General features: G+C 62.9%; 22 protein-coding genes, 1 tRNA gene and 1 pseudogene. 18 read left to right on the top strand and 6 right to left on the bottom strand.

Features of this window, described 5'->3' with window-relative positions:
* Positions 1 to 182 precede the first annotated feature (182 nt).
* From gyrA to pheA, 3 genes and pseudogenes are all read left to right on the top strand, one after another.
* Positions 183 to 3,019 (top strand): annotated as a pseudogene (gyrA, locus tag BGI51_RS00195) (DNA gyrase subunit A).
* A complete protein-coding gene (serC, locus tag BGI51_RS00190) occupies positions 3,019 to 4,104 on the top strand; it encodes a 3-phosphoserine/phosphohydroxythreonine transaminase (RefSeq protein WP_187979940.1) in 1,086 nt (361 codons plus the stop codon). Before gyrA ends, serC begins: the two are co-directional and overlap by 1 nt.
* A 2-nt stretch (positions 4,105 to 4,106) precedes the next feature.
* Positions 4,107 to 5,201: a prephenate dehydratase gene (gene pheA / locus BGI51_RS00185; RefSeq protein WP_158892948.1), complete on the top strand. Its 1,095-nt coding sequence runs from the start codon at positions 4,107 to 4,109 to the stop codon at positions 5,199 to 5,201.
* Positions 5,202 to 5,225: 24 nt separating this feature from the next.
* On the opposite strand, the gene BGI51_RS00180 is transcribed toward pheA, so the two are convergent.
* Positions 5,226 to 5,702 carry a DUF4124 domain-containing protein gene (locus BGI51_RS00180; RefSeq protein WP_187979939.1) on the bottom strand — a complete coding sequence of 159 codons (477 nt, stop codon included), beginning with the start codon at positions 5,700 to 5,702 and terminating at the stop codon, positions 5,226 to 5,228.
* Positions 5,703 to 5,990: 288 nt separating this feature from the next.
* Between BGI51_RS00180 and mgtE the strand changes: the two genes are divergently transcribed.
* The gene (mgtE, locus tag BGI51_RS00175; RefSeq protein ID WP_405046447.1) at positions 5,991 to 7,436 is read left to right on the top strand and encodes a magnesium transporter; all 1,446 of its coding nucleotides are present in this window, start codon (positions 5,991 to 5,993) and stop codon (positions 7,434 to 7,436) included.
* A gap of 51 nt (positions 7,437 to 7,487) precedes the next feature.
* On the opposite strand, the gene BGI51_RS00170 is transcribed toward mgtE, so the two are convergent.
* On the bottom strand, positions 7,488 to 7,802 hold the full coding sequence (locus BGI51_RS00170; RefSeq protein WP_007160462.1) for an Arc family DNA-binding protein: 315 nt from the start codon (positions 7,800 to 7,802) through the stop codon (positions 7,488 to 7,490).
* Positions 7,803 to 8,060: 258 nt separating this feature from the next.
* Between BGI51_RS00170 and BGI51_RS00165 the strand changes: the two genes are divergently transcribed.
* The 9 genes from BGI51_RS00165 (at position 8,061) to BGI51_RS00125 (ending at position 16,371) form a co-directional block, all read left to right on the top strand.
* Positions 8,061 to 8,137, top strand: a tRNA-Arg gene (locus BGI51_RS00165).
* Between the two features lie 245 nt (positions 8,138 to 8,382).
* Positions 8,383 to 9,405, top strand: coding sequence for a glycosyltransferase (locus BGI51_RS00160; RefSeq protein WP_133862472.1), 1,023 nt, complete (start codon positions 8,383 to 8,385; stop codon positions 9,403 to 9,405).
* 47 nt (positions 9,406 to 9,452) lie between these two features.
* Positions 9,453 to 10,517 carry an FAD-dependent oxidoreductase gene (locus tag BGI51_RS00155; RefSeq protein ID WP_252977322.1) on the top strand — a complete coding sequence of 355 codons (1,065 nt, stop codon included), beginning with the start codon at positions 9,453 to 9,455 and terminating at the stop codon, positions 10,515 to 10,517.
* Positions 10,498 to 12,129, top strand: a complete 1,632-nt coding sequence (locus tag BGI51_RS00150) for a hypothetical protein (protein WP_252977176.1) — start codon at positions 10,498 to 10,500, stop codon at positions 12,127 to 12,129. The genes BGI51_RS00155 and BGI51_RS00150 overlap by 20 nt, the downstream gene beginning before the upstream one ends.
* A gap of 5 nt (positions 12,130 to 12,134) precedes the next feature.
* Positions 12,135 to 12,923: an NAD(P)-dependent oxidoreductase gene (locus BGI51_RS00145; protein WP_187979937.1), complete on the top strand. Its 789-nt coding sequence runs from the start codon at positions 12,135 to 12,137 to the stop codon at positions 12,921 to 12,923.
* Positions 12,923 to 13,756 carry a sugar phosphate isomerase/epimerase family protein gene (locus BGI51_RS00140; RefSeq protein WP_187979936.1) on the top strand — a complete coding sequence of 278 codons (834 nt, stop codon included), beginning with the start codon at positions 12,923 to 12,925 and terminating at the stop codon, positions 13,754 to 13,756. The genes BGI51_RS00145 and BGI51_RS00140 overlap by 1 nt, the downstream gene beginning before the upstream one ends.
* Positions 13,753 to 14,109, top strand: a complete 357-nt coding sequence (locus BGI51_RS00135) for an SMR family transporter (RefSeq protein WP_027598043.1) — start codon at positions 13,753 to 13,755, stop codon at positions 14,107 to 14,109. Before BGI51_RS00140 ends, BGI51_RS00135 begins: the two co-directional genes overlap by 4 nt.
* A gap of 13 nt (positions 14,110 to 14,122) precedes the next feature.
* Positions 14,123 to 14,971 (top strand): glycosyltransferase family 2 protein, encoded by an 849-nt coding sequence (locus BGI51_RS00130; protein ID WP_187979935.1) that lies wholly within the window; start codon positions 14,123 to 14,125, stop codon positions 14,969 to 14,971.
* 44 nt (positions 14,972 to 15,015) lie between these two features.
* Positions 15,016 to 16,371 (top strand): MFS transporter, encoded by a 1,356-nt coding sequence (locus tag BGI51_RS00125; RefSeq protein WP_133862467.1) that lies wholly within the window; start codon positions 15,016 to 15,018, stop codon positions 16,369 to 16,371.
* Positions 16,372 to 16,413: 42 nt separating this feature from the next.
* On the opposite strand, the gene BGI51_RS00120 is transcribed toward BGI51_RS00125, so the two are convergent.
* The 4 genes from BGI51_RS00120 to flgA all read right to left on the bottom strand — a co-directional run bounded on the left by BGI51_RS00120 (position 16,414) and on the right by flgA (position 18,961).
* Positions 16,414 to 17,148 carry a flagellar brake protein gene (locus tag BGI51_RS00120; RefSeq protein WP_187979934.1) on the bottom strand — a complete coding sequence of 245 codons (735 nt, stop codon included), beginning with the start codon at positions 17,146 to 17,148 and terminating at the stop codon, positions 16,414 to 16,416.
* A gap of 88 nt (positions 17,149 to 17,236) precedes the next feature.
* Positions 17,237 to 17,704 (bottom strand): flagella synthesis protein FlgN, encoded by a 468-nt coding sequence (locus tag BGI51_RS00115; protein WP_133862465.1) that lies wholly within the window; start codon positions 17,702 to 17,704, stop codon positions 17,237 to 17,239.
* 60 nt (positions 17,705 to 17,764) lie between these two features.
* Positions 17,765 to 18,073 carry a flagellar biosynthesis anti-sigma factor FlgM gene (gene flgM / locus BGI51_RS00110; RefSeq protein WP_187979933.1) on the bottom strand — a complete coding sequence of 103 codons (309 nt, stop codon included), beginning with the start codon at positions 18,071 to 18,073 and terminating at the stop codon, positions 17,765 to 17,767.
* Between the two features lie 159 nt (positions 18,074 to 18,232).
* Positions 18,233 to 18,961 (bottom strand): flagellar basal body P-ring formation chaperone FlgA, encoded by a 729-nt coding sequence (gene flgA, locus BGI51_RS00105; protein ID WP_187981240.1) that lies wholly within the window; start codon positions 18,959 to 18,961, stop codon positions 18,233 to 18,235.
* A 98-nt stretch (positions 18,962 to 19,059) separates the two neighbouring features.
* Between flgA and BGI51_RS00100 the strand changes: the two genes are divergently transcribed.
* The 5 genes from BGI51_RS00100 to BGI51_RS00080 all read left to right on the top strand — a co-directional run bounded on the left by BGI51_RS00100 (position 19,060) and on the right by BGI51_RS00080 (position 22,670).
* On the top strand, positions 19,060 to 19,992 hold the full coding sequence (locus BGI51_RS00100) for a chemotaxis protein CheV (protein WP_044340938.1): 933 nt from the start codon (positions 19,060 to 19,062) through the stop codon (positions 19,990 to 19,992).
* A gap of 42 nt (positions 19,993 to 20,034) precedes the next feature.
* On the top strand, positions 20,035 to 20,862 hold the full coding sequence (cheR, locus tag BGI51_RS00095; RefSeq protein ID WP_027601640.1) for a protein-glutamate O-methyltransferase CheR: 828 nt from the start codon (positions 20,035 to 20,037) through the stop codon (positions 20,860 to 20,862).
* A 222-nt stretch (positions 20,863 to 21,084) separates the two neighbouring features.
* Positions 21,085 to 21,507 (top strand): flagellar basal body rod protein FlgB, encoded by a 423-nt coding sequence (flgB, locus tag BGI51_RS00090; RefSeq protein ID WP_187979932.1) that lies wholly within the window; start codon positions 21,085 to 21,087, stop codon positions 21,505 to 21,507.
* A gap of 2 nt (positions 21,508 to 21,509) precedes the next feature.
* Positions 21,510 to 21,947 (top strand): flagellar basal body rod protein FlgC, encoded by a 438-nt coding sequence (flgC, locus tag BGI51_RS00085; protein ID WP_027601641.1) that lies wholly within the window; start codon positions 21,510 to 21,512, stop codon positions 21,945 to 21,947.
* A 12-nt stretch (positions 21,948 to 21,959) separates the two neighbouring features.
* Positions 21,960 to 22,670 (top strand): flagellar hook assembly protein FlgD, encoded by a 711-nt coding sequence (locus BGI51_RS00080; RefSeq protein WP_160923428.1) that lies wholly within the window; start codon positions 21,960 to 21,962, stop codon positions 22,668 to 22,670.
* Positions 22,671 to 22,696: the final 26 nt, after the last annotated feature.

The following is a 22,696-nucleotide window of genomic DNA, read 5'->3' as shown; positions in this document are numbered from 1 at the left end:
TGCACAGGCTTTGTCCGAAAGCCCTCGGCAGGCGGTGATGCAGTGCCGAAAACCGGTTGGAGCGCCCCTTGCGCCGCCGGTGGCAGGCGCCGCCAGACGGGCTTTCGCCTCTCCTATATCAGGCTCGGCCGACGTGCGGACGAGCCCTAGCGCTTTTCAGATCAGAAGGAACCAGGCTTCTCATGGGTGAACTGGCCAAAGAAATCCTCCCGGTCAATATCGAAGACGAATTGCGGCAGTCGTATCTCGACTACGCGATGAGCGTCATCGTCGGCCGGGCCCTGCCGGATGTGCGCGACGGCCTCAAGCCGGTGCACCGGCGCGTGCTCTACGCCATGAGCGAGCTGGGCAACGACTGGAACAAGCCGTACAAGAAATCCGCCCGTGTGGTGGGTGACGTCATCGGTAAGTACCACCCCCATGGCGACACCGCCGTCTACGACACCATCGTGCGGATGGCCCAGCCCTTCTCGCTGCGCTACATGCTGGTGGACGGCCAGGGCAACTTCGGTTCGGTGGACGGCGACAACGCCGCGGCCATGCGTTACACCGAAGTGCGGATGTCCAAGCTCGCCCATGAACTGCTGGCCGACCTGGACAAGGAAACCGTCGACTGGGTGCCCAACTACGACGGCACCGAGCAGATCCCGGCGGTGATGCCCACGCGCATCCCCAACCTGCTGGTCAATGGTTCCAGCGGCATCGCGGTCGGCATGGCCACCAACATCCCGCCGCACAACCTCGGCGAAGTGATCGATGGCTGCCTGGCGCTGATCGAAAACAGCGAGCTGACCGTCGACGACCTGATGCAGTACATTCCCGGTCCGGACTTCCCGACCGCGGGCATCATCAACGGTCGTGCCGGCATCATCGAGGCCTATCGCACCGGTCGTGGGCGCATCTATGTGCGGGCCCGCGCCGAGGTCGAGGACATCGACAAGAGCGCCAATCGCCAGCAGATCGTCATCACCGAACTGCCCTACCAGCTCAACAAGGCACGGCTGATCGAGAAGATCGCCGAGCTGGTGAAAGAGAAGAAGATCGAAGGCATCACCGAGCTGCGCGACGAGTCCGACAAGGACGGCATGCGCGTGGTCATCGAGCTGCGTCGCGGCGAAACCCCCGAGGTGGTGCTCAACAACCTCTACGCCCAGACCCAGCTGCAGACGGTGTTCGGCATCAACGTGGTGGCCCTGCTCGACGGCCAGCCGCGGACCCTGAACCTCAAGGAACTGCTGGAAGCCTTCATCCGTCACCGCCGTGAAGTGGTGACTCGGCGGACCGTCTACGAACTGCGCAAGGCGCGCGAGCGTGGCCACATCCTCGAAGGCCAGGCGGTCGCCCTGTCCAACATCGATCCGGTCATCGAGCTGATCAAGAGCTCGCCGACCCCGGCCGAAGCCAAGGAACGCCTGATCGCCACGCCCTGGGAATCCAGCGCGGTACGCGAGATGGTCGAGCGCGCCGGCGCCGATTCCTGCCGTCCGGACGAACTGCCGGAGCAGTATGGTCTGCACGAAGGCAGGTACCACCTCTCGCCGGAACAGGCCCAGGCGATCCTCGACCTGCGCCTGCACCGCCTGACCGGCCTGGAGCACGAGAAGCTCATCGCCGAGTACCAGGAAATCCTGCTGCAGATCGGCGAGCTGATCCGCATCCTGACCAACCCGAGCGGCTGATGGAAGTCATCCGCGAGGAGCTGGAAAAGGTCAAGGCCGAGTTCGGTGACAAGCGTCGTACCGAGATCATCGCCTCCCAGGTGGACCTGACCATCGCCGACCTCATCACCGAGGAAGACCGCGTCGTCACCATCTCCCATGGCGGCTATGCCAAGTCCCAGCCGCTGCACGCCTACCAGGCCCAGCGCCGGGGCGGTCGCGGCCGTTCGGCCTCGGCGGTCAAGGAAGAGGACTACATCGAGCACCTGCTGGTCGCCAACAGCCATACCACCCTGTTGCTGTTCTCCAGTCTGGGCAAGGTGTACTGGAAGCGTACCTACGAGATCCCCGAAGCCTCCCGCGCCGCCCGTGGCCGGCCGCTGGTCAACCTGCTGCCGCTGGCCGAAGGCGAGCGCATCACCGCCATGCTGCCGGTCGATCTGGAAGCCGTGCGCCAGCAGGCGCCGATCGGTGAAGAAGACCTGGGCGAGCAGGACGACAACCTGGACATCGAAGACGCCGTGCTGGTGGAAGACGATGTCGAGAGCGAAGGTGAAGGCGAAGAGGGCGAGCTCCTCGATGCCGGCCAGGACGAGCCCACCGGCGCCTACATCTTCATGGCCACCCGCAACGGCACCGTGAAGAAGACCCCGCTGGTGCAGTTCAGCCGTCCGCGCAGCAATGGCCTGATCGCGCTGAAGCTGGAGGAGGGCGATAGCCTGATCGCCGCCGCCATCACCGACGGAGCCCGCGAAGTCATGCTGTTCTCCGACGGTGGCAAGGTCATCCGCTTCAAGGAGCGCCATGTGCGCACCATGGGCCGTACCGCCCGCGGTGTGCGCGGCATGCGCCTGGCCGAAAGCCAGCGCCTGATTTCCATGCTGATCCCCGAGCCTGGCGCCGAGATCCTCACCGCCAGCCTCAACGGCTTCGGCAAGCGCACCGCCATGGCCGAATACCCGCAGCGCGGCCGCGGTGGCCAGGGCGTGATCGCCATGGTCATCAACGAGCGCAACGGTCCCCTGATCGGCGCCATCCAGGTGCTGGACGGCGAAGAAATCATGCTGATCTCCGACCAGGGCACCCTGGTACGGACCCCTGTGGAAGGCATTTCCCGGACCGGCCGGAATACCCAGGGCGTTACCCTGATCAAGCTCGGCAAGGGCGAGAAGCTGGTGGGGCTGGAGCGGGTGCAGGAGCCTTCGGTGGACGAAGAGCTGCTGGATCACGAAGCCGAACTGGACGACGAGGTGCTCGACAAGGAGTTGCCGGTCGACAGCCACGAGCCGGACCAGGACGATGTGCTGCCCGGTGCCAGCGATGTACCGAGCGATGACCTTCCCGACGAGGATGACGAGTGATGAGCAAGCGTGCCTACAACTTCTGCGCCGGCCCGGCGGCCCTGCCTGAAGCTGTGCTGCGCCAGGCCCAGGCCGATCTGCTGGATTGGCAGGGCCGTGGCCTGTCGGTAATGGAGATGAGCCATCGCGGTGAAGATTTCACCGCCATCTCGAGCCAGGCCGAGGCCGATCTGCGCGAGTTGCTGGGTGTCCCCGGCAACTACAAGGTGCTGTTCCTGCAGGGCGGCGCCAGTCTGCAATTCGCCCAGCTGGCGATGAACCTGATGCCCGAGGGCGGCAAGGCCGACTACATCGACACGGGCATCTGGTCGCGCAAGGCCATCGAGCAGGCGCAGCACTATGGCACCGTCAATGTCGCCGCCAGCGCCAAGGGCTACGACTACTTCGCCATCCCGGGGCAGCACGAGTGGCAGCTGTCCAAGGATGCCGCCTACGTTCACTACACCCCCAACGAAACCATCGGCGGCCTGGAGTTCGACTGGATTCCGGACGTGGGCGATGTGCCCCTGGTGGCGGATGCTTCTTCCGACATCCTCTCGCGTCCGCTGGACGTCTCGCGCTTCGGGCTGATCTACGCCGGTGCGCAGAAGAACATCGGGCCCAGCGGCCTGGTGGTGGTGATTGTCCGCGAAGACCTGCTGGGTCGCGCGCGCGCCGCTTGCCCGACGCTGCTGGACTACAAGGTCGAGGCCGACAACGGCTCCATGTACAACACGCCGGCGACCTTCTCCTGGTACCTCTCGGGCCTGGTGTTCAAGTGGCTGAAGGAGCAGGGCGGTCTGCCCGCCATGGAGCGCCTGAATCGCCAGAAGAAAGAGCTGCTGTACGGCTTCATCGACGCCAGCGACTTCTACAGCAACCCCATCGCCCAGAACGACCGCTCCTGGATGAACGTACCCTTCCGCCTGGCGGACGAGCGCCTCGACAAGGCGTTCCTCGAGGGCGCCGAAGCGCGCGGCCTCCTGTATCTGCAGGGGCATCGTTCGGTGGGTGGCATGCGCGCCTCCATCTACAATGCCGTCACCCTGGAAGCCGTCCAGGTGCTGGTGAATTATCTGGCCGAATTCGAGAAGGAGCACGGCTGATCATGTCGGAACACGAGCTCAAGGCCCTGCGCCTGCGTATCGACAGTCTGGATGAACGCATCCAGGACCTGATCAGCGAACGCGCTCGCTGCGCCCAGGACGTGGCGCGGGTCAAGATGGGAACGCTGGCGGAAGGCGAAAAGCCCGTGTTCTACCGGCCCGAGCGCGAAGCCCAGGTCCTCAAGCGGGTGATGGAGCGCAACGGCGGTCCGGTCCGTGACGAAGACATGGCGCGACTGTTCCGCGAGATCATGTCCTGCTGCCTGGCCCTGGAGGAGCCGCTGCACGTGGCCTATCTCGGCCCGGAAGGCACCTTCTCCCAGGCCGCGGCGCTCAAGCACTTCGGCAAGGCCGTAGTGACCCGGCCCATGGCGGCCATCGACGAGGTGTTCCGCGAGGTCGCCGCCGGTGCCTCCCAGTTCGGCGTGGTGCCGGTGGAGAATTCCACCGAGGGTGCGGTCAACCACACCCTGGACAGCTTTCTCGAGCACAACCTGTCGATCTGCGGCGAGGTGGAACTGCGTATCCACCATCATCTGCTGATCGGCGAAAACACCAAGGCCGACAGCATCACCCGCATCTATTCCCACGCCCAGTCGCTGGCTCAGTGCCGCAAGTGGCTGGACTCCTATTACCCGAGCGTCGAGCGGGTGGCGGTGGCCAGCAACGCCGAAGCGGCGCGGCGGGTTAAGGGGGAATGGAACAGCGCGGCCATCGCCGGCGACATGGCGGCCTCGCTCTACGGCCTGACTCCGGTTCAGCAGAAGATCGAGGACCGCCCGGACAACTCCACGCGCTTCCTCATCATCGGCAACCAGGACGTGCCGCCCAGTGGCGACGACAAGACTTCCATCATCGTCTCCATGCAGAACAAGCCGGGCGCTCTGCACGAGTTGCTGCTGCCGTTCCATACCAACAACATCGACCTCAGCCGGATCGAGACGCGGCCTTCGCGCAGCGGCAAGTGGACCTATGTCTTCTTCATCGACTTCCTCGGCCACCAGGCCGATCCGCTGATCCGCGATGTCCTGGAGCGTCTGTCCACCGGCGCCGTGGCGCTCAAGGTCCTCGGTTCCTATCCCCGCGCCGTACTTTGACGGAGCAGGCGTTGGTTGCGGGCGTCAGCGGCGACGCACGCAGCCGTGTTCGTCGAAGGTCACCAGCCGCGTGCGGTCCTTGCGCTGGCGCGCCTCGTAGTGATAACGGGTCAGGGCATCCAGCTGGGAAATCCGCTGCGGTGGCCCCAGGGCGCTCTCCACGTCCGCCCGGCTCATGCCGACCTTGACCTGTCCGCGGATGATCGCCTGGCGCCTTGCGCTGGCGCTGAGCAGATCGCCACAGCCGTCCGTCTTGGCTGCCACCACCGTGGGTGTGCGCGCGACTTCCTTGCGGGGAGCGGCCTTGGGTTTCGCCATCAGCGTGGGTTTGGCGCCGCCCGGACGGGGATTGTCCGCGCGCTGCAGACGGCTGTCGCTGTCCGAGGCGCAACCGCTGGCGGAAAAGGTGAGGTGGCCGCTGGCATCTTCGCAGCGATACACCGTGGCCGCCTGGGCGCTGGTGCAACCCAGCAGCAGGCCGAGCACGAGCAGCTTCTTCATGGGACGTCCTCCTTGACGTAGGGGCTCAAGCTTAGCGAAGGCGGGGAGGTTCGGCGAGGGTCGGAAGCGTGCCCTCGGGGCCTTGCGGAAGCCTTGCAAATAGCTGTTTTGAAACCCTTTTGCCTTCGCACCCGCCAGCGGTCCGGTGTATCATCCCCGCCGTCAGCCCCGCCGGGGCAGTGGTTATCCCCCCTTATGGACTTACCCAGTCAATACTCAATCGCCTTTTTCGTCCCGTTGTTGAGTTAGGGTTCGTCGGTGCGCTCCGCCGGCGGGCCGGAGTGCGCTATGACCGTAGTGAACGAAGCAGAAATCAGAAAGCCCCACGAGACGCTGCAGGAGCGGCTCGCCCAGGTCGTGGAGTTGCTGGAGCGCTACGACCTCGCTGTCGAGGCGCGTGAAGACCACGATCGCGCCCCCGTATCCCCCGCCGATATTCCCGAAGAAGGCCTCGAAGAGCTGCGTGCCCGCCTGGACGAGCTGCACCCGGCTGACGTCGCCTTCATCCTCGAAGCCTTGCCACGGGAAGACCGCCTGACCGTCTGGGGTCTGGTCAAGACCGAGCGCGATGGCGAGATCCTGCTCGAGGTCTCGGACGCGGTCCGCGAGACCCTGATCGCCGACATGGACGACCAGGAAATTCTCGCGGTAGCCGGCCAGCTCGACGCCGACGAACTCGCCGACCTGGCGCCGGATCTGCCGCGCGATGTCGTTCACGAGCTCATGGACGCCCTCGACGCCCAGCAGCGCGAGCGGGTGCGCTCCGCGCTGTCCTACGAAGAGGATCAGGTCGGCGCGCTGATGGACTTCGAGATGGTGACCATCCGTGATGACGTCGCCCTGGAAGTGGTATTGCGCTACCTGCGGCGGCTGAAAGAGCTGCCCGACCATACCGACAAGCTGTTCGTGGTCGATAACGACAGCATCCTCAAGGGTGTGCTGCCGATCAAGCGCCTGCTGGTCAACGATCCGGAAAAGCTGGTGGTCGAGGTCATGGCCAAGGAGGCGGTGGCCTTCCATCCCGACGGCGATGCCTATGACGCGGCCCAGGCGTTCGAGCGCTATGACCTGGTTTCGGCACCGGTGGTGGACAAGAACGGCAAGCTGATCGGTCGTCTCACCATCGATGAGATGGTCGACCTGATCCGTGAGGAAAGCGAAAGCGAAGTCCTCAACATGGCCGGTCTGCGCGAAGACGAAGACGTCTTCGCCTCGGTGTGGAAATCGGTTGGCAACCGCTGGACCTGGCTGGCCACCAACCTCATCACGGCCTTCATCGCTTCGCGGGTCATCGGTCTGTTCGAGGGTTCGATCGAGAAGCTGGTGGCTCTGGCCGCACTCATGCCCATCGTGGCCGGTATCGGCGGCAACTCGGGCAACCAGGCCATCACCATGATCGTCCGCGCCATGGCGCTGGGGCAGATCAGTGTCACCAGCACCGCACGGCTGCTGCGCAAGGAAATGGGCGTCGCCCTGTGCAATGGCGTTATCTGGGGTGGGGTGATAGGGCTGGTGGCCTTCTATCTCTATAGCAGCTGGTCACTGGGCCTGGTGATGATGGGCGCCATGACCCTCAATCTGCTGCTGGCTGCATTCATGGGGGTGTTGATTCCCATGACCCTGCAGCGCTTCGGCCGTGATCCGGCCATGGGGTCGAGCGTGCTGATCACCGCGGTGACCGACAGCGGCGGCTTCTTTATCTTCTTGGGACTCGCCACCCTCTTCCTAATGTAGGACAGGGTAGGGGGCAAAGGGCTACCCAGGGGCAGGGCAGCCCGGACGCCGTCAGGATGCGGCGTCGATGTCGTGGGCGATCAGCGAGATCAGGGCGTTCTGCTGCCGACCCGACAGCTGCCGAAAGCGCTGCAGCAACTCCCGCTCGCTGGCGGTGATCTCCGGACTGTCCAGGCGAAGCCCGGGTTCGTCGCCAAGGGCGCCCTCTTGCTGCAAGCTCTGCTCGAGACGCGCGATGATTTCGGAGTTCATGCTGCGATGATGGTTGCGGGCCACATCCGCGATGCGCTCTCGCATGCCCTCGGGCAGACGCACGACGAATTTGTCAGCGGTACGGCTTGAGTAGGATCTAATGGCCTGGGTCATTGAGGTACTTCATCTGGAGTCAAAAATCAGTGAAGGCGTTAGCCCTCGTCTCGTTCCGCTAGCACTCACGGCACCTTGGACTCTGTAACCACCTGTCCCTAGGTATCTGTTTTTATTGACGTCAATTTACCGACGTACGCAACAAATTGCAAAGCTGCCGAAGAACTTCCTGCCGTTGTCCGTCCTCGCGCACTGCGGCGCTGCCGAACCGGAACATGACAAACCTTCCGCTGCTCGTTACCATAAGCGCCCTTTCCTGTCCCAGTAGCTCAATTGGATAGAGCATCCCCCTCCTAAGGGGAAGGTTGGTGGTTCGACCCCACTCTGGGACACCAGATTCCTTTCCAGTACCTCTCCTCGCGATCCGACGCCTTCGGGTGCCCTTGCCGAACCGTTACAGCAGTTTGGAGGATAGGGCAAAAACGGCGACCTTGTCCGACTTCCAGGCTCTTCCAGTAGCGATTTGTGGCTGTGATCACAGCATAGAGCAGCAGACGAAAACCTGCCGAATTTATCTGTACTCTCCGTTGGCTAACCGTCTGCATTGCTTGTATCTGGAGCGCCTCTGGAGGTTCGCGTCATGGCCTTTTATCCCGTCCTACTTTCAGTCGTGTTCGTCGTTCGTAATCAGGCTGCCGAGTTGCAGAGCGTCCTCGAACGCGCGGCAACTGTTATCGGTCCCTTGGTAAGTGACTACGAACTTATCATTGTCGATAACGCCTCCGCTGATGACAGCGTAGCGCGACTCAAACAACTCACCAGTATCACCGGCCTGCCCAATCTGCAGGTATATGCCCTGACCAAGGAAGTGGATTCCGATACCGCTGCCTGGGTGGGTCTGGAAAATGCGCTGGGTGACTTCGCGGTCGTCATAGATCCGGAAACCGATGACATCGCCTTCTTGCCTGACATGTTGCAACAGGCGGCCGGCGGCATCGACGTGGTGTTCGCCAACAATCAGCAGAAAGTTCGCCAGACCCTGTCCTACAGTCTTTGCTCCAGAGGTTTCAACAGCCTCTACCGGCAATTCAACGGGGTCGATCTGGCCAAGGATGCGCCCCAGTACCGGATGCTCAGCAAGAAGGTCATCAATTATATCCTGCGCCATCCCGCGCCGGCCTTGACCTATAGGCACCTGCCGGCGACGGCGGGCTTCTCCCGTACCAATCTCGAATACAGCATGCCGCCGCGCAGTAGCAAGCCCAAGCGGCTGTCCGGCAGCTTTGATCGCGGTGCCCGCCTGCTGGTGTCCTCCACCCGCAAGCCGATGCGCATGGTCAGCTTCCTGTCCATCGTGGGTGCCCTGTCCAATCTGCTCTATTCCATCTACGTCATTGCCATCGGCCTGTTCAAGGATGACGTCGCACCGGGTTGGGTGACGATTTCATTACAGCAGTCCGGCATGTTCTTTCTCATTTCGCTGGTCCTGCTCGTCCTTGGCGAATATGTCCTGCAGTTGACCCACAGAGTCAACGAAGGGCCGCTCTATCATGTCGCCCAGGAGTTCACGAGCGCCGTCATGACGCGCCGTGACAAGCTCAATGTCGAAGTAGTGCAGGGCGGTAATGCCGCAGGACCGGCTACTCAATTTGGCATGGCCTGACGATCATGAAAGATGCGATCGTCATCGGTGGCGGATTTTACGGGGCCATGACGGCCCTGTATCTCATGCGCGTGAGGGGCTTTGCGAAAGTCACCCTGATCGAGCGGGAAGACGGGCTGTTGAAGCGTGCCTCTTACAACAATCAGGCACGTGTTCATAACGGTTATCACTATCCGCGCAGTTTCGTCACGGCCTTTCGCAGCCGGGTCAACTTGCCGCGCTTCTTGCGCGACTATCCCGATGTGGTAGTGCGGGATTTCACCAAGTTGTATGCCATTGCCCGCAACAACTCCAAGGTAACGGCCAAGCAGTTCGAACGTTTCTGTCAGGGGATCGAGGCTTCCCTGCAGCCGGCATCCGAAGAATTAAGTCGATTGTTCGACGATCGATTGATCGAGGCGGTGTATCTGACGGAGGAATATGCCTTCAACTCCGCCGTACTTGCCGCCGAAGTGAGTCGCGAGCTCGATGCCGTCGGCGTCGAGGTGCGCCTCAAGAGTCGCGTGATGGCGATCCGCGGTGAAGCGGGGGGACTGGGTGCCGAGGTCGTGGATGAAGCCGGACGACAGGAGGAGCTGCATTGCCGCTACCTCTTCAACTGTACCTACAGCGGGCTCAACCAGTACGGCGGCGATTTCCCCGGCACGGCCACCCGGCTACGCCATGAGATCACCGAGATGGCCCTGGTGGAGATGCCTCCGGAGCTGCGCGACCTCGGCGTGACGGTCATGGACGGTCCGTTCTTTTCCATGATGCCGTTCCCGGCGCGCGGTCTGCACACCCTGTCCCATGTGCGTTACACCCCGCACCTGAACTGGGAAGACGCCAATGGCACCGATCCCTATGCCCTGCTCGACGACTACGACCGTGCCTCGCGAGCGGACTGGATGGTGCGCGACGTGGCCCGCTACATGTCGGCTGCGGCACGGGTGGAGTACCGGGATTCGCTGTTCGAGGTAAAGACCATCCTGATGAAGAACGAAGGCGACGACGGCCGTCCCATCCTCTTCGAACAACATTCCCAGCTGCCCGGCTGCTATTCGATGCTGGGTGGCAAGATCGACAACATTTTCGATGCCCTGGAGCGCCTCGATGCCGAACCCTTCCACTGAAGCGACACCCAGGGGGGTGTCTGGCGTCGCCGGCTTCATCAGCGTTCTGATCTTTTCCATCATCAATTTCTTTCTGTTCGGCAAGGGCGTCATCCTCGACCCCTTCCACCAGGGGGAATATTTCGCCACGCTGCCGACGCTGCTGCACAGTCAGCCGGGCGCTCATGCCTTCACCATCCATGGCGGGCTGGATTTCATCCCGGTGTGGCTGGCGGAGACCTGGTTCGGCGCCCAGCACACCTTCCTGGTGACCCAGATCCTCTATGGACTGTGCAACACCGGCGCGGCCCTATTGCTGTGGGGAACGGCCGTTTTGCTGTGCCCCGTGCCCAAGGGCCGCGCGCGCCTGATCCTGCTGGTAGCCATGGGCGCCGTGGCGACTCAGGTGGTGGGCTATCGCGATCTCTTCCTGCTGCTGTCACTGTTCCTCTTCTGTCTGCATCGCAAGGTGGAGACCACGCCGCGGCGATTGGTCTGCGAGGTGCTGCTCGGCCTGGCCGCCGGCTTCAATCTGTTCTGGTCCTATGACCGCGGGATCGCCGGGGTGCTGCCCATCGGCTCGGCGGTACTGCTCACGCTGCTTCTGCATCGGCGCCATTTCCTGTCGCTGCTGACCTTCGTGGCAACGGTTGGCTGGCTTGGCTTTGGTACCGATTTCTTCGCCCTGACCGATTACGTCAAGAACCTGACCTTCCTTCTGGAAACCTCGTCCCAGTGGGGCTATGGCCTGAATGCCCGGCCGCTGGCGCTGAGCCTGCTGCTGGCAGTGCCTACGGCGCTGGCCGGTTTCGCCCTGATCCGCTGTCTGCCCTGGCCGTGGCGCTGGAGCGAGGATCTGCCGCTGATTGGTGCCCTGGCAGTGCTGCTCGCGATCTTCTTCAAGATCGGGGTCAATCGCGCGGACTTCCAGCATATCCAGATGGGCTTCTGGGTGCCCCTGCTGAGCCTGCTCTATGCCGCCCGCCGGCAGCGGCTGGCCCGCAACGGCGGCTGGGACATCTCGGCGCATCCGCGCGCGGCGGCCGCGGCCATTGCCGCTGCCGTACTGATGGGGCTGGTCGGACTTAATCCCTCGCCGTTCTTTGCGGTGCTGCTGGCGGGTGCGCTGCTGGCCTTCAGCCGGCGTCTGCTGGTACCGGCCCTGGCGGCGCTGCTGGTGCTGCTCGCCGCCTTCAATCTCTACAAATCGCCGGTCGAGCGGGTGTGGGCCCAGGGGCTCGCCTGGGTGCCGGCTTTGACCGCCTTGCCGGATGACGCCGCCTTGGCCACGCCCGGTGTGCAATGGGCCTCGCGGCGCCTGCTGGAAAGCGGCGCTCACTGTGTGTTCGATCTGGCCAACAACGGGGTCATCAACGGCGTGACCGATCTGCCGGCCTGTACCAAGTACATCTATCCGGTCTATGCCACGCCACCCTACGAAGCCGATCTGCTCAGCGATCTGCAACATGCCGATCCGCCGGCGGTGGTGTATTCGACGACCTTCTGGTCATTCAAGCTGAACAACATTTCCATGCACGACAAATTTCCACGACTTAAGGCCTACCTGGACGAGCGTTATCCCGTCGAGGAGTGCCAACCGGACTATTGCCTGAGATTCAAGACCAAGGGGTGAGCTACATGAAGACCGACGCATTGATAGGGTACAGCGGCTTCGTGGGGTCGACGCTGCTCAAGCAGAAGGCCTTCGGCGCGCTGTTTCGCTCCACCAATATCGACCAGATCGGCGATCAGCCCTATGGCCAGGTCATCTGCGCCGGAGCGCCGGCGCAGAAGTGGATCGCCAATCGCGATCCTGCGGCCGATCGCGAGAAGATCGATGGCCTGATCGGTCATCTGTCACGGATCCAGTGCGATTCCTTCGTGCTGATCAGCACCGTGGATGTCTTCAAGCAGCCGCTTGGCGTCGATGAGACCACCGCGGTGGACGCAGAGGGACTGCACGCCTATGGCGCCAATCGCTATCGACTGGAGCAGTTCGTCCGTGAGCATTTCGCCAACGCCCTGATCGTCCGCCTGCCGGGCCTGGTCGGGCCCGGGCTGCGCAAGAACGTGATCTACGACCTGCTCAACGACAACAACCTGCACGCGGTGGAAAGTCGCGGCGTCTTCCAGTTCTATCCGATGGTCAATCTCGGCTATGACATCCAGACCGCCCAGGCTGCCGGGCTGGACCTGGTGCACCTGACCGCCGAGCCCATCAGCGTGGCTGACATCGCCAGCCAGGGTTTCGGACGCGACTTCGGCAATACCCTGGAGGGTACGCCAGCGCGCTACGATTTCCGCAGCGTGCATGCCGAAGTCTTCAGCGGGCGTGACGGCTACCAGTACAGCGCGCGCGACACCCTGCTCGCGGTCCGCGCCTATGCCCAGTCGGAACCCCCGGTCATCAAGGCGGAGGGTCAGTGATGCGCATCGCCATCTCCAATATCGCCTGGGATCCGACCGATGACGCCATGGTCGCCGAGATCCTGCAGCAATACCGGGTGGATGCCATCGACATCGCCCCCGGCAAGTATTTCGCCGATCCCAAGACGGCCACCGCCCAGGAAATCCAGGTCGTGCGTCAGCAGTGGCAGGCCCGCGGCATCGAGATCACCGGCATGCAGGCGTTGCTGTTCGGCACCACCGGTCTCAACGTTTTCGGCGCCGACGACGTGCAGCGCGCGCTGCTGGCGCAGCTGGAGGGCGTCTGCCGGGTCGCCGAGGGGCTGGGCGCGACGCGCCTGGTGTTCGGCTCGCCGCGCAATCGCGATCGCTCTGGGCTGAGTGACGACCAGGCCCTGGCGCAGGCACGGGACTTCTTCCGCCGCCTGGGTGATGTGGCCGCGGCGCACCGGGTGCAGATCTGCCTGGAGCCCAATCCGCCACGCTATGGCGCCAACTTCATGATCGACAGCGATTCCACCGCCGCCGTGGTACGGGCCGTGGAGCATCCGGCGATCCTCATGCAGCTCGATACCGGCGCCCTGACCATCAACGAGGAGGATGCCGCCCGCGTCCTCGAAGAGCATGCCGAACTGATCGGTCACGTCCATGCCAGCGAACCGGATCTGGTGACCCTGGGGGAGGGCGGTACCAACCACGAGGGAATCGCCTTCGCCCTGACCCGGCGGCTGCCGGAGCAGGTGGTCAGCATCGAGATGCTGCCGGCCAAGCAGGGCTCCAACCTGGCCGCGCTGGAGCGTGGCGTCCAGGTCGCGGTCAAGGCCTATCGCGACCTGCCGGAGGCTGCCGCATGAAGTGGCTGATCCTGATCCTGGGCATTGCGTCCAACGCCTCGGCGAGCGTGCTGGTGAAGCTGGCCATGCTGCCGCCGCGGCGCTTTCCCAGTCTGAGTGATCCCATGGCTGCGCTGGCCAACTGGCCATTCTGGCTGGGGCTCTTCATGTATGGCCTGGCCTTTCTGCTGTATGCCGCCGCCCTTGCCAAGCTGCCGCTGAACGTGGCGCATCCGGTGCTGACGGCCGGGGCCATCGCCAGCGTCGCCTTGTTGTCGGTGGTGATCTTTCGCGAAGCCTTTCCCTGGACCACGGCGGCAGGCATCGTCCTGATCATCGCCGGCGTCGCCCTCATCACGGCCCGTGTCGGTTGAACCTGGAGGACCTATGACTACTGCAATTCCCGCCACCGAGCGCGCCCTCTGGCAGGTGCCCAGCTATTCGACGACCTTCTGGAACGGTCGCAGCCGTCCGCATTGCGTGGTGATCCCGGTCATCAACGAAGGCGAGCGGATTCTCAACCTTTTGCGGCGTATGGCGGCGGTCAGGATCGCCGACATCGCCGATGTCATCATCGTCGACGGTGGCAGTACCGACGGCTCGCTGGAGCCGCAGCGGCTGCAGGAGCTGGGCGTGCGTGGGCTGCTGCTCAAGACCGCACCAGGCAAGCTCAGCTCCCAGCTGCGCTGCGCCTATGCCTTCGTGCTCGACGAGGGCTACACCGGCATCGTGACCATCGACGGCAATGACAAGGACGATCCGGACGCCATCCCGCGCTTCATCGACGCCATCGAGCAGGGCTACGACTTCGTCCAGGCCTCGCGCTTCCTGGCCGGCGGCGTGGCGGAGAACACCCCCAAGTCCCGCGACTTCGCCATTCGCTTCATCCATGCGCCCATGCTGAGCCTGGCCTCGGGTTTCCACTGGACCGACACCACCCAGGGTTTCCGCGCCTACAGCCGGGCCATGCTGCTGGATCCGCGCGTGGCACCGTTCCGCGACGAGTTCACCACCTACGAGTTGCTGGCCTATCTTTCCTATCGGGTACCGAAATTGGGCTATCGCTGCGTGGAACTCCCCACCGTGCGGCGCTATCCGAAGGGCGAGGTACCCACCAAGATCAGCAGCGTCAGAGGTAATCTGTCGGTGCTGCAGGTACTGATGAAGGCCTGTGCAGGCCAATACAACCCACGCCTGGGCGAGGACGCCCAGCTGGCGGCGCAACGACGAAGCTGATTCCGTCGCGCTTGCCGGGTGTGCAAGAGACGATGGAGTAGGCAATGGTGCGTGTGCTGTCGGCGTTTCGCGGGCTCTATTTCGCGACGCTGTTGATGTTGATCGGGACCGGTCTGCTGAGTACCTATCTCGGTCTGCGACTGGCCGCCGATCAGGTGCAGGGACTCTGGGTCGGCGCCCTGACCGCTGCCTATTACGCGGGCCTGGTGATAGGCGGCAAGTTGGGGCATCGACTGATCGCCAAGGTCGGCCATATCCGTGCCTATGTGACCTGCGCCGGCGTAGTCGGCGCAGCGGTGCTGGGGATCGGCCTGCTGCCCTGGCTGCCGATGTGGCTGGCACTCAGGGTGCTGATCGGCATGGGCATGATGTGCCAGTACATGGTGCTGGAGAGCTGGCTCAACGAGCAGGCCGGCCCAGGCGAGCGCGGCAAGGTCTTTTCCGGCTACATGACCGCTTCCTACCTCGGCCTGGCGCTGGGGCAGGTGGTGCTGGTGCTCTCGCCGGATCTCGGCGTCGACAAGCTGATGCTGGTCGCCATCTGTTACGCCCTGTGCCTGGTGCCGGTGGCGGTCACCGGCAAGATCCACCCGGCACCGCTCAAGCCGGCGCCGCTGGAACCCACGTTTTTTATCCAGCGAATTCCGCAGTCGTTGACCACGACCCTGGTCGCCGGACTGGTGATCGGCTCCTTCTACGGCCTGGCGCCCCTCTATGCCAGCGCCCAGGGCCTGCCCACCGAGCGCATCGGCCTGTTCATGGCCTGCTGCATCTTCGCCGGCCTGATCGCCCAGTGGCCAATCGGCTGGCTGTCGGATCGGCATGATCGCAGCTGGCTGATCCGGGTGGTCGCCATCGCCCTGACGCTGGCTGCCCTGCCACTGGCTGTGCTGCCCCATGTGCCGCCGGTGGTGCTGCTGCCGCTCGGCCTCATCGCCAGCCTGTTGCAATTCGTGCTCTACCCCCTGGCGGTGGCGCTGTCCAATGACCATATCGAAGGGGAGCGGCGGGTATCCCTGAGCGCCATGCTACTGGTGACCTTTGGCATCGGTGCCTGTATCGGTCCGCTGGTGGTGGGTGCGCTGATGAATCTGGTCGGACCCAACATGCTCTATGCCTTTGTCGTGCTCTGCGGTGCCATCCTGATCTGGCGTATCCGCCCGGATGCGGTCACGGGCAAGCACCTGGTCGACGAGGCGCCGCTGAGCCACGTACAGATGCCCGAAGGGTCGACCAGTTCGCCGCTGGCAGCGGCCCTGGATCCACGGGTCGATAGCCAGGTGGTGCATGACCAGATGCACACTGAGCCGGTCGTAGAGGAAGAGCCTGTCGAGGAGGGAGCACCGCTGCAGGAAGAGATCGAGTTCCTGCAGAACCCGCCTGAATCCAAGGCGCCCTGAGCGGTGGAGGAGGGCGTCCAGCAGTCGTGGACGCCCGGTCGGTCACTCGAACCGGCGGTTTTCCCGCTGCAACTGGTAGATGAAGCGCTCGATCTGGCGCTGGGCTGCGCCGGTCAGGCTATTGAAGCAGACGCCGACGTCGCTGTATTCCATACGCTCCGGACAGGCCACGTGGCGAATGGTCACCGGGGTGTTGATCGTTCCGATGGGCAACTCCGCGCTGAAGCTCTGTACCTGCTGCCCCGGTTGCAGCAGATGAGTGACGTTGCCAGGGAAACGCAGCTTGCAGCCCGTGGCCGACAGATCGATCAACTGGCCTCGCAGCTGGATCGGGCTGTTGCCCTGGCTCAGCTCCGCCGTCGCCGGCTGGGTCAGCAGCAACTTGACCCGATAGGCATTGCGCCGCTGGTGATAGGTGAGTTCGGTGGGCAGGCCGATCCAGTAGCAGCGATTGCCATCCAGCTCGCTGAACTCGACCGGATGATTGATCTGCCAGGTGACCTTGATGCCTTCGTGGAAGCTGTCCACCCGGAACGACTGGCCCTGTTCGAGCAGACGTTCGGCCTCGCGTGGGATGAACTCATCCAGCGCGATCAAGCCCTTGGCCTCGTCGATCTCGACGACGAAGCTCTGGAATTGCTGCCCCTGACGATTGAAGGTGATCCGCAGCGGAATATGCTGCTGTTGCGCCGGCCGCAGGCAGGCCAGGATCTCGCCCTTGGAGCGATAGACCTGGGGTGGCTGAGCGGCATGGTCGCTAGCGGAAGAGCCTTGCACCTGGAAACTCCTGTAAACAGCGGTCAGCAAGGATACTGGCTTAACGCCATCTGTACAGTGAAAAACGCTGGCATGAGAATGCCCGTGATCAAGCCGAGCTCAGGGGACGCTGATAGCCGCCACCGGTCTGACTGCCGCGACGGTTGTACAGCGTGGGCGCCGAAGTGCCCTGCAGTACATTGAGCAGTTTGCCAACCACGAAGCGGTTGGCCTGGATGATCTGGCCATTACGGACGTTGTGAGCCTTGCATTGCTCCATGAGCTGCGCGAGCTGACTGGAGCGTGCCAACAATTCTTCCCCGTCGGGCTGCTGGGCGGCGTAGGCCTGCAAACCCTGCAGATCCGCTCGCAGACCATGGGTCTGGAGCAGCAGGGTACGCTGCTGGGCGTGCTGGTCGAGCTGCTTGAGCAGGATCTGCTTGGTGCCCAGCAGGGCCTCCAGCCGATCGAGCTGGCGCTCGCTCAGGGCCTGGAACTCCTGCTCGATCAGGGCCAGCAGTTGCTCGCTCAGGTCGATGTCGTGGCGGGTGATCTCGAGCAAGTTGGCATGGGGCATGGCGCGGTTTCCGTTCGAACGTTAGTGGCGATCGTCAGAAAGGCCATGCCGAGCCGGGCGTCAGGACTCGAACGCCATCAGCTTGTCGGCCACCTTCTGGCTGTCGACCTTGTAGGAGCCATCGGCGATGGCCTGTTTCAGGCGGCTGACCTTGTCGCTGTCGACCACCGGCAGATCCTTGAGCCCTGCCGTCAGAGAGCTCAGTTGCTTGGCCTCGGCGCTCAAGCTGACCGACTCGCCGGAGGCGGTGCTCTTGGTAGCCTTGACGTCGCTGGTCTGAGCCGTGGACACGTCCTTAATGGACGCCGCCTTGGTGTTGCCTATGCCCGCAGTAGAGGACGAATTCAGGCGATTGATATCTAGAGCCATGAGTGAAGATCCTCGTGTCGTCTCATTCGCATGTCCGGCTTATCGGCGTGCCATGCCGAAACTTTAGCCGTAGACCTGTGCGCCTTGTCACATCCTTCGACAGGATGACGCGCAGAGGTTCAGGATGCAGACGCCAAGGTACTCCTTTTGACTTCTTCGCTAAAGCGCCACCTCCACCTGCCCCTGATCGACGACCCGACCGCGGATCACCCGGTTGGAGCTCAGGTTGCGTACACGAATCTCCTCATCCTTGGCGCCTGCGCTGAGGGCTTCGCCCTGCATGCGGATACTGAAGGAAGCGCTGCGGGCATTGATCACCACCTGTTCGCCCTTGCGGATGAGTTCGGCCTGCTCGATAAAGGAGGGCGACAGCACCTGCTCGCTGACCACCTGACGCTTCAGCTGGGTACCTATCACCTGCTCCAGGCTGGTCAGGTAACCCTGGGTCAGGGTGCCGACATCGCGCTCCACCAGGGCCACGTTCTGGTCGTCGAGCACCGCGCCACGCAACAGCGGCTGCTGAGTAACCACCACCGGGCGATACAGCTTGACCTGAGCGGGCACGAACACCGTCCAGGGACTGCCGCCTTCGCAACGCACCTTGACGTTGATCCGGCCCACCGGCGTCGGGCTGCCCTGTTGGGATAGCGTCAGGGGTTTGTCGCAGGCGGCAAGGCGCAATCGGGGATCCAGGGAGTTGATCTGGGTTTCATGGCGAGCGTTGGAATGGGTCTCCAGCAAATATTCCTGCACGCGCTCCTCAAGAAAACTTTCGACAGCGCCGATAAGTTCGTCAGATGAGGTGTAGTCGCCTTCTGCATAGGCCTTTCCGCCCAGGCATGTCAGGATCAACACAAGATTCGCAGCCCAGCGGCAAGAGTTCTTCATAGGTCGGAAACACGTCGCTTCGATCTTCATGAGTCACATCTAAGCAAGCCCTGTGCCGAGTTTTCCAACCGGTCCGTGGCAACGAGAGGAGTCGCCAAATGGCTGGTGTATTGGATGCAGTCAACCAACGTACCCAACTGGTGGGCCAGAACCGTCTGGAACTGCTGCTGTTCCGCCTGGACGGCTCGCAGCTCTACGGCATCAACGTCTTCAAGGTGAAGGAGGTGCTGCAGTGCCCCAAACTCACCGTGATGCCGAAATCCAGTCCGGTGGTACGGGGCGTGGCCAGCATTCGTGGCGGCACCTTTCCCATCATCGACCTGGCGATGGCCACCGGTCGTCGTGGGCTGGAAGACATCAACAACTGCTTCGTGATCATCACCGAGTACAACACCAAGGTGCAGGGCTTCCTGGTGCGCTCGGTGGAGCGAATCGTCAACATGAACTGGGAAGGCATCAATCCGCCGCCCAAGGGTACCGGTCGTGACCACTACCTGACCGCCGTCACCCGGGTCGACAACCAGCTCGTCGAGATCATCGACGTGGAAAAGATCCTCTCCGAAGTCGCACCGTCGGTCGAAACCGTGTCGGCCGGCGTCATCAGCGAAGTGGTACAGGCCAAGGCCGTCACCAAGCGCGTCCTGATCGTCGACGACTCCTCGGTGGCCCGCAAGCAGGTGAGCCGCTGCCTGGAAACCGTCGGGGTAGAGGTCATCTCCCTCAACGACGGTCGCCAGGCCCTGAATTTCCTCCAGGCGATGGTGGCTGAAGGCAAGCGTCCGGAAGAGGAATTGCTGATGATCATTTCCGACATCGAGATGCCGGAAATGGATGGCTACACCCTGACGGCGGAAATCCGTCATGATTCGCGGATGCAGAAAGTGCATATACTGCTGCATACCTCCTTGTCCGGCGTCTTCAACCAGGCGATGGTCAAGAAGGTCGGTGCGGATGACTTCCTGGCCAAGTTCCGTCCCGATGATCTTGCCTCCCGGGTAGCCGAGCGCATCAATGCGGTCGACAGTCACTAGGTGAAGGCGTCTCTATCCCGGTATCCAGAAGGCGGAGCGGCAGTGTCAGCAGTCAACGCGGATTTTGTGCTTTTTCGTGATTTCCTCGAGAAATCCAGCGGGATCCTGCTCGGTGACAACAAGCAGTACCTGGTCTCCAGTCGGCTCAACAAGCTGATGGAGACCGAGGGGATCAAGACGTTGTCGGAGTTGGTGCAGCGCATCCAGATGCAGCCCCGTGGCGGTCTGCGGGAAAAAGTCATCGATGCGATGACGACCAATGAAACCCTCTGGTTTCGCGACACCTATCCCTTCGAGGTGCTGAAGAACCGCCTCTTGCCGGAGTTGACCAAGAACACCTTCGGCCAGCGCCTGCGGGTCTGGTCGGCGGCCTGCTCTTCGGGTCAGGAACCCTATTCGCTGTCCATGACCATGGACGAATTCGAGCGCAGCGCGGCGGGGCAGGGGCGTGGCGGCATGCAGATCGTGGCGACCGACCTCTCCGGCGCCATTCTCACCGCGGCCAAGTCCGGTGAGTACGATTCGCTGGCGATCGGCCGGGGACTGTCTCCGGAGCGCCTGCAGCGCTACTTCGATGTGCAGCAGCCGGGGCGCTGGGCGGTCAAGCCGGCGATTCGCAGCCGTATCGAATTCCGCGCGCTGAATCTGCTGGACAGCTACGCCAGCCTCGGCAAGTTCGACATGGTGTTCTGCCGCAACGTGCTGATCTACTTCTCCGCCGAGGTGAAGAAGGACATCCTCACGCGCATCCATGGCACCCTCAAGCCGGGCGGCTATCTGTTCCTGGGCGCCTCCGAGGCCCTCAACGGCCTGCCGGATCTCTACCAGATGGTGCAGTGCAATCCGGGCATCATCTACAAGGCCAAGTAGGCCGGTGGATGGACACCCAAAGGGCAGACCCAGGTCTGCCCTTTCTTTTGCGCCAAAGTTTTGCCGCACCTGATCGCAGGGCCGGCAAAGACGGCGGAAAAACCTTGCCGCTTGCCGTCGTTCTGACTGCCGCGTCGCGCTAACCCCTTGATTTAGATGGATGCTGGAGACTGGCACGGGCCTTGCTAAATCGCTTGCAAGCCACGTCAAAGGTCTCTCGACATGAGCATCAGTTTCGACAAAGCACTCGGGTTGCACGAGCAGGCGCTGAACTTCCGTTCGCAGCGCGCCGAGGTACTGGGCAACAACATCGCCAATGCCGATACCCCGGGCTACAAGGCGCGGGATCTGGATTTCAGCGCCGTGATGGCAGAGCAGGCGGCCAAGAGCGCTCCGGGCGCTGCCGGCCACTATCAGCTGGAAACCACCAACAGCCGCCATATCGCCGCTGAAGGCTTCGACATGAGCATGGGTGACTCGGCGTTGAAATATCGCATCCCCACTCAGCCCTCGGTGGACCAGAACACTGTGGATGCGCAGGTCGAGCAGGCCAACTACGCCGAAAACGCGATGAATTTCCAGGCCAGCTTCACCCTGCTCAATAGCAAGTTCAAGGGGCTGATGTCGGCCCTGCGCGGAGAGTAGCCATGTCCCTGAGTTCGCTGTTCAACATCGCCGGTAGCGGGATGAGCGCCCAGAACGTTCGCCTCAACACCGTGGCCAGCAACATGGCTAACGCCGATTCCGTGTCTTCCAGCGTCGACCAGACCTACAAGGCGCGGCATCCGGTGTTCGCTGCCCAGCTCAATGACGCCCAGGGCGGCGCCTCGCTGTTCGACGACCAGGGCCAGGCCGGGGTCGGGGTGGAGGTGAAGGGTATCGTCGAGGATCAGAGCGAGGTGCAGAAGCGCTATGAGCCCAACCACCCCATGGCGGACAAGGACGGCTACGTCTACTACCCCAATGTGAACGTGGTGGAGGAGATGGCCGACATGATTTCGGCCAGTCGCGCCTTCCAGACCAATGCGGAAATGATGAATACCGCCAAACAGATGATGCAGAAGGTACTGACCCTCGGTCAGTAAGGAACCGGCGCCATGGCCATAAGCACGACCAATTCAACCGCTCAATCGGTGCTCGACAAGTACTCCGTCAACAAGACGGACGCTACCTCCGAGACCGCTAGCAGCGATGGCAAGAAAGGCGGCAAGCTCGGCAAGGACGAGTTCCTCAAGCTGATGGTTGCCCAGATGAACAACCAGAATCCGCTGGAGCCCCAGGGCAACGGCGAATTCATCGCGCAGCTGGCGCAGTTCAGTACCGTCGAGGGCATCACCAACCTCAACACCAGCGTCAGCTCGATCCTCTCCGGCAGCCAGTCTTCCCAGGCGCTGCAGGCGTCCACCCTGGTGGGCCGCAAGGTGATCGTCGATACCGACAAGGTCAAGGTGGATACCAGTGCGGACTTCAAGGGTGCGCTCAATCTGACCGCGTCCAGTCCGAACGTCTGGGTCAACGTCTATAACGACGCGGGCAGTCAGGTGAATCGTCTGAACCTGGGGCAGCAGTCCAGTGGCCTGGTGAATTTCACCTGGGATGGCACCGACGCCAGCGGCAAGAAGCTGGATGCCGGCACCTATCGCTTCGAGGCCCAGGCGAACGTGAACGACACCACCACGGCCATGAAGACCAGTCTGCCAGCCAACGTCGACAGTGTGACGCTCGGGCAGAACGGCGGCGAAATGACACTCAACCTTGCCGGCGTCGGCAGCATCGGCATCTCCAAAGTCCAGGCGGTCGGCCAGTAAGGCGCGGCACACGAGAGGAATCCAGC

The sequence above is a fragment of the Pseudomonas oryzihabitans genome, assembly GCF_014522265.1.
Lineage (GTDB): Bacteria > Pseudomonadota > Gammaproteobacteria > Pseudomonadales > Pseudomonadaceae > Chryseomonas > Chryseomonas aestiva.
This window is presented reverse-complemented; position numbering and strand designations above follow the sequence as displayed.

Bases quoted from the DNA above. Each gene is read 5' to 3' on its own strand.
- serC (WP_187979940.1), top strand. From the start codon at position 3,019: ATGAGCAAGCGTGCCTACAACTTCTGCGCCGGCCCGGCGGCCCTGCCT.
- pheA (WP_158892948.1), top strand. From the start codon at position 4,107: ATGTCGGAACACGAGCTCAAGGCCCTGCGCCTGCGTATCGACAGTCTG.
- BGI51_RS00180 (WP_187979939.1), bottom strand. From the start codon at position 5,702: ATGAAGAAGCTGCTCGTGCTCGGCCTGCTGCTGGGTTGCACCAGCGCC.
- mgtE (WP_405046447.1), top strand. From the start codon at position 5,991: ATGACCGTAGTGAACGAAGCAGAAATCAGAAAGCCCCACGAGACGCTG.
- BGI51_RS00170 (WP_007160462.1), bottom strand. From the start codon at position 7,802: ATGACCCAGGCCATTAGATCCTACTCAAGCCGTACCGCTGACAAATTC.
- BGI51_RS00160 (WP_133862472.1), top strand. From the start codon at position 8,383: ATGGCCTTTTATCCCGTCCTACTTTCAGTCGTGTTCGTCGTTCGTAAT.
- BGI51_RS00155 (WP_252977322.1), top strand. From the start codon at position 9,453: ATGACGGCCCTGTATCTCATGCGCGTGAGGGGCTTTGCGAAAGTCACC.
- BGI51_RS00150 (WP_252977176.1), top strand. From the start codon at position 10,498: ATGCCGAACCCTTCCACTGAAGCGACACCCAGGGGGGTGTCTGGCGTC.
- BGI51_RS00145 (WP_187979937.1), top strand. From the start codon at position 12,135: ATGAAGACCGACGCATTGATAGGGTACAGCGGCTTCGTGGGGTCGACG.
- BGI51_RS00140 (WP_187979936.1), top strand. From the start codon at position 12,923: ATGCGCATCGCCATCTCCAATATCGCCTGGGATCCGACCGATGACGCC.
- BGI51_RS00135 (WP_027598043.1), top strand. From the start codon at position 13,753: ATGAAGTGGCTGATCCTGATCCTGGGCATTGCGTCCAACGCCTCGGCG.
- BGI51_RS00130 (WP_187979935.1), top strand. From the start codon at position 14,123: ATGACTACTGCAATTCCCGCCACCGAGCGCGCCCTCTGGCAGGTGCCC.
- BGI51_RS00125 (WP_133862467.1), top strand. From the start codon at position 15,016: ATGGTGCGTGTGCTGTCGGCGTTTCGCGGGCTCTATTTCGCGACGCTG.
- BGI51_RS00115 (WP_133862465.1), bottom strand. From the start codon at position 17,704: ATGCCCCATGCCAACTTGCTCGAGATCACCCGCCACGACATCGACCTG.
- flgM (WP_187979933.1), bottom strand. From the start codon at position 18,073: ATGGCTCTAGATATCAATCGCCTGAATTCGTCCTCTACTGCGGGCATA.
- flgA (WP_187981240.1), bottom strand. From the start codon at position 18,961: ATGAAGAACTCTTGCCGCTGGGCTGCGAATCTTGTGTTGATCCTGACA.
- BGI51_RS00100 (WP_044340938.1), top strand. From the start codon at position 19,060: ATGGCTGGTGTATTGGATGCAGTCAACCAACGTACCCAACTGGTGGGC.
- flgB (WP_187979932.1), top strand. From the start codon at position 21,085: ATGAGCATCAGTTTCGACAAAGCACTCGGGTTGCACGAGCAGGCGCTG.
- flgC (WP_027601641.1), top strand. From the start codon at position 21,510: ATGTCCCTGAGTTCGCTGTTCAACATCGCCGGTAGCGGGATGAGCGCC.
- BGI51_RS00080 (WP_160923428.1), top strand. From the start codon at position 21,960: ATGGCCATAAGCACGACCAATTCAACCGCTCAATCGGTGCTCGACAAG.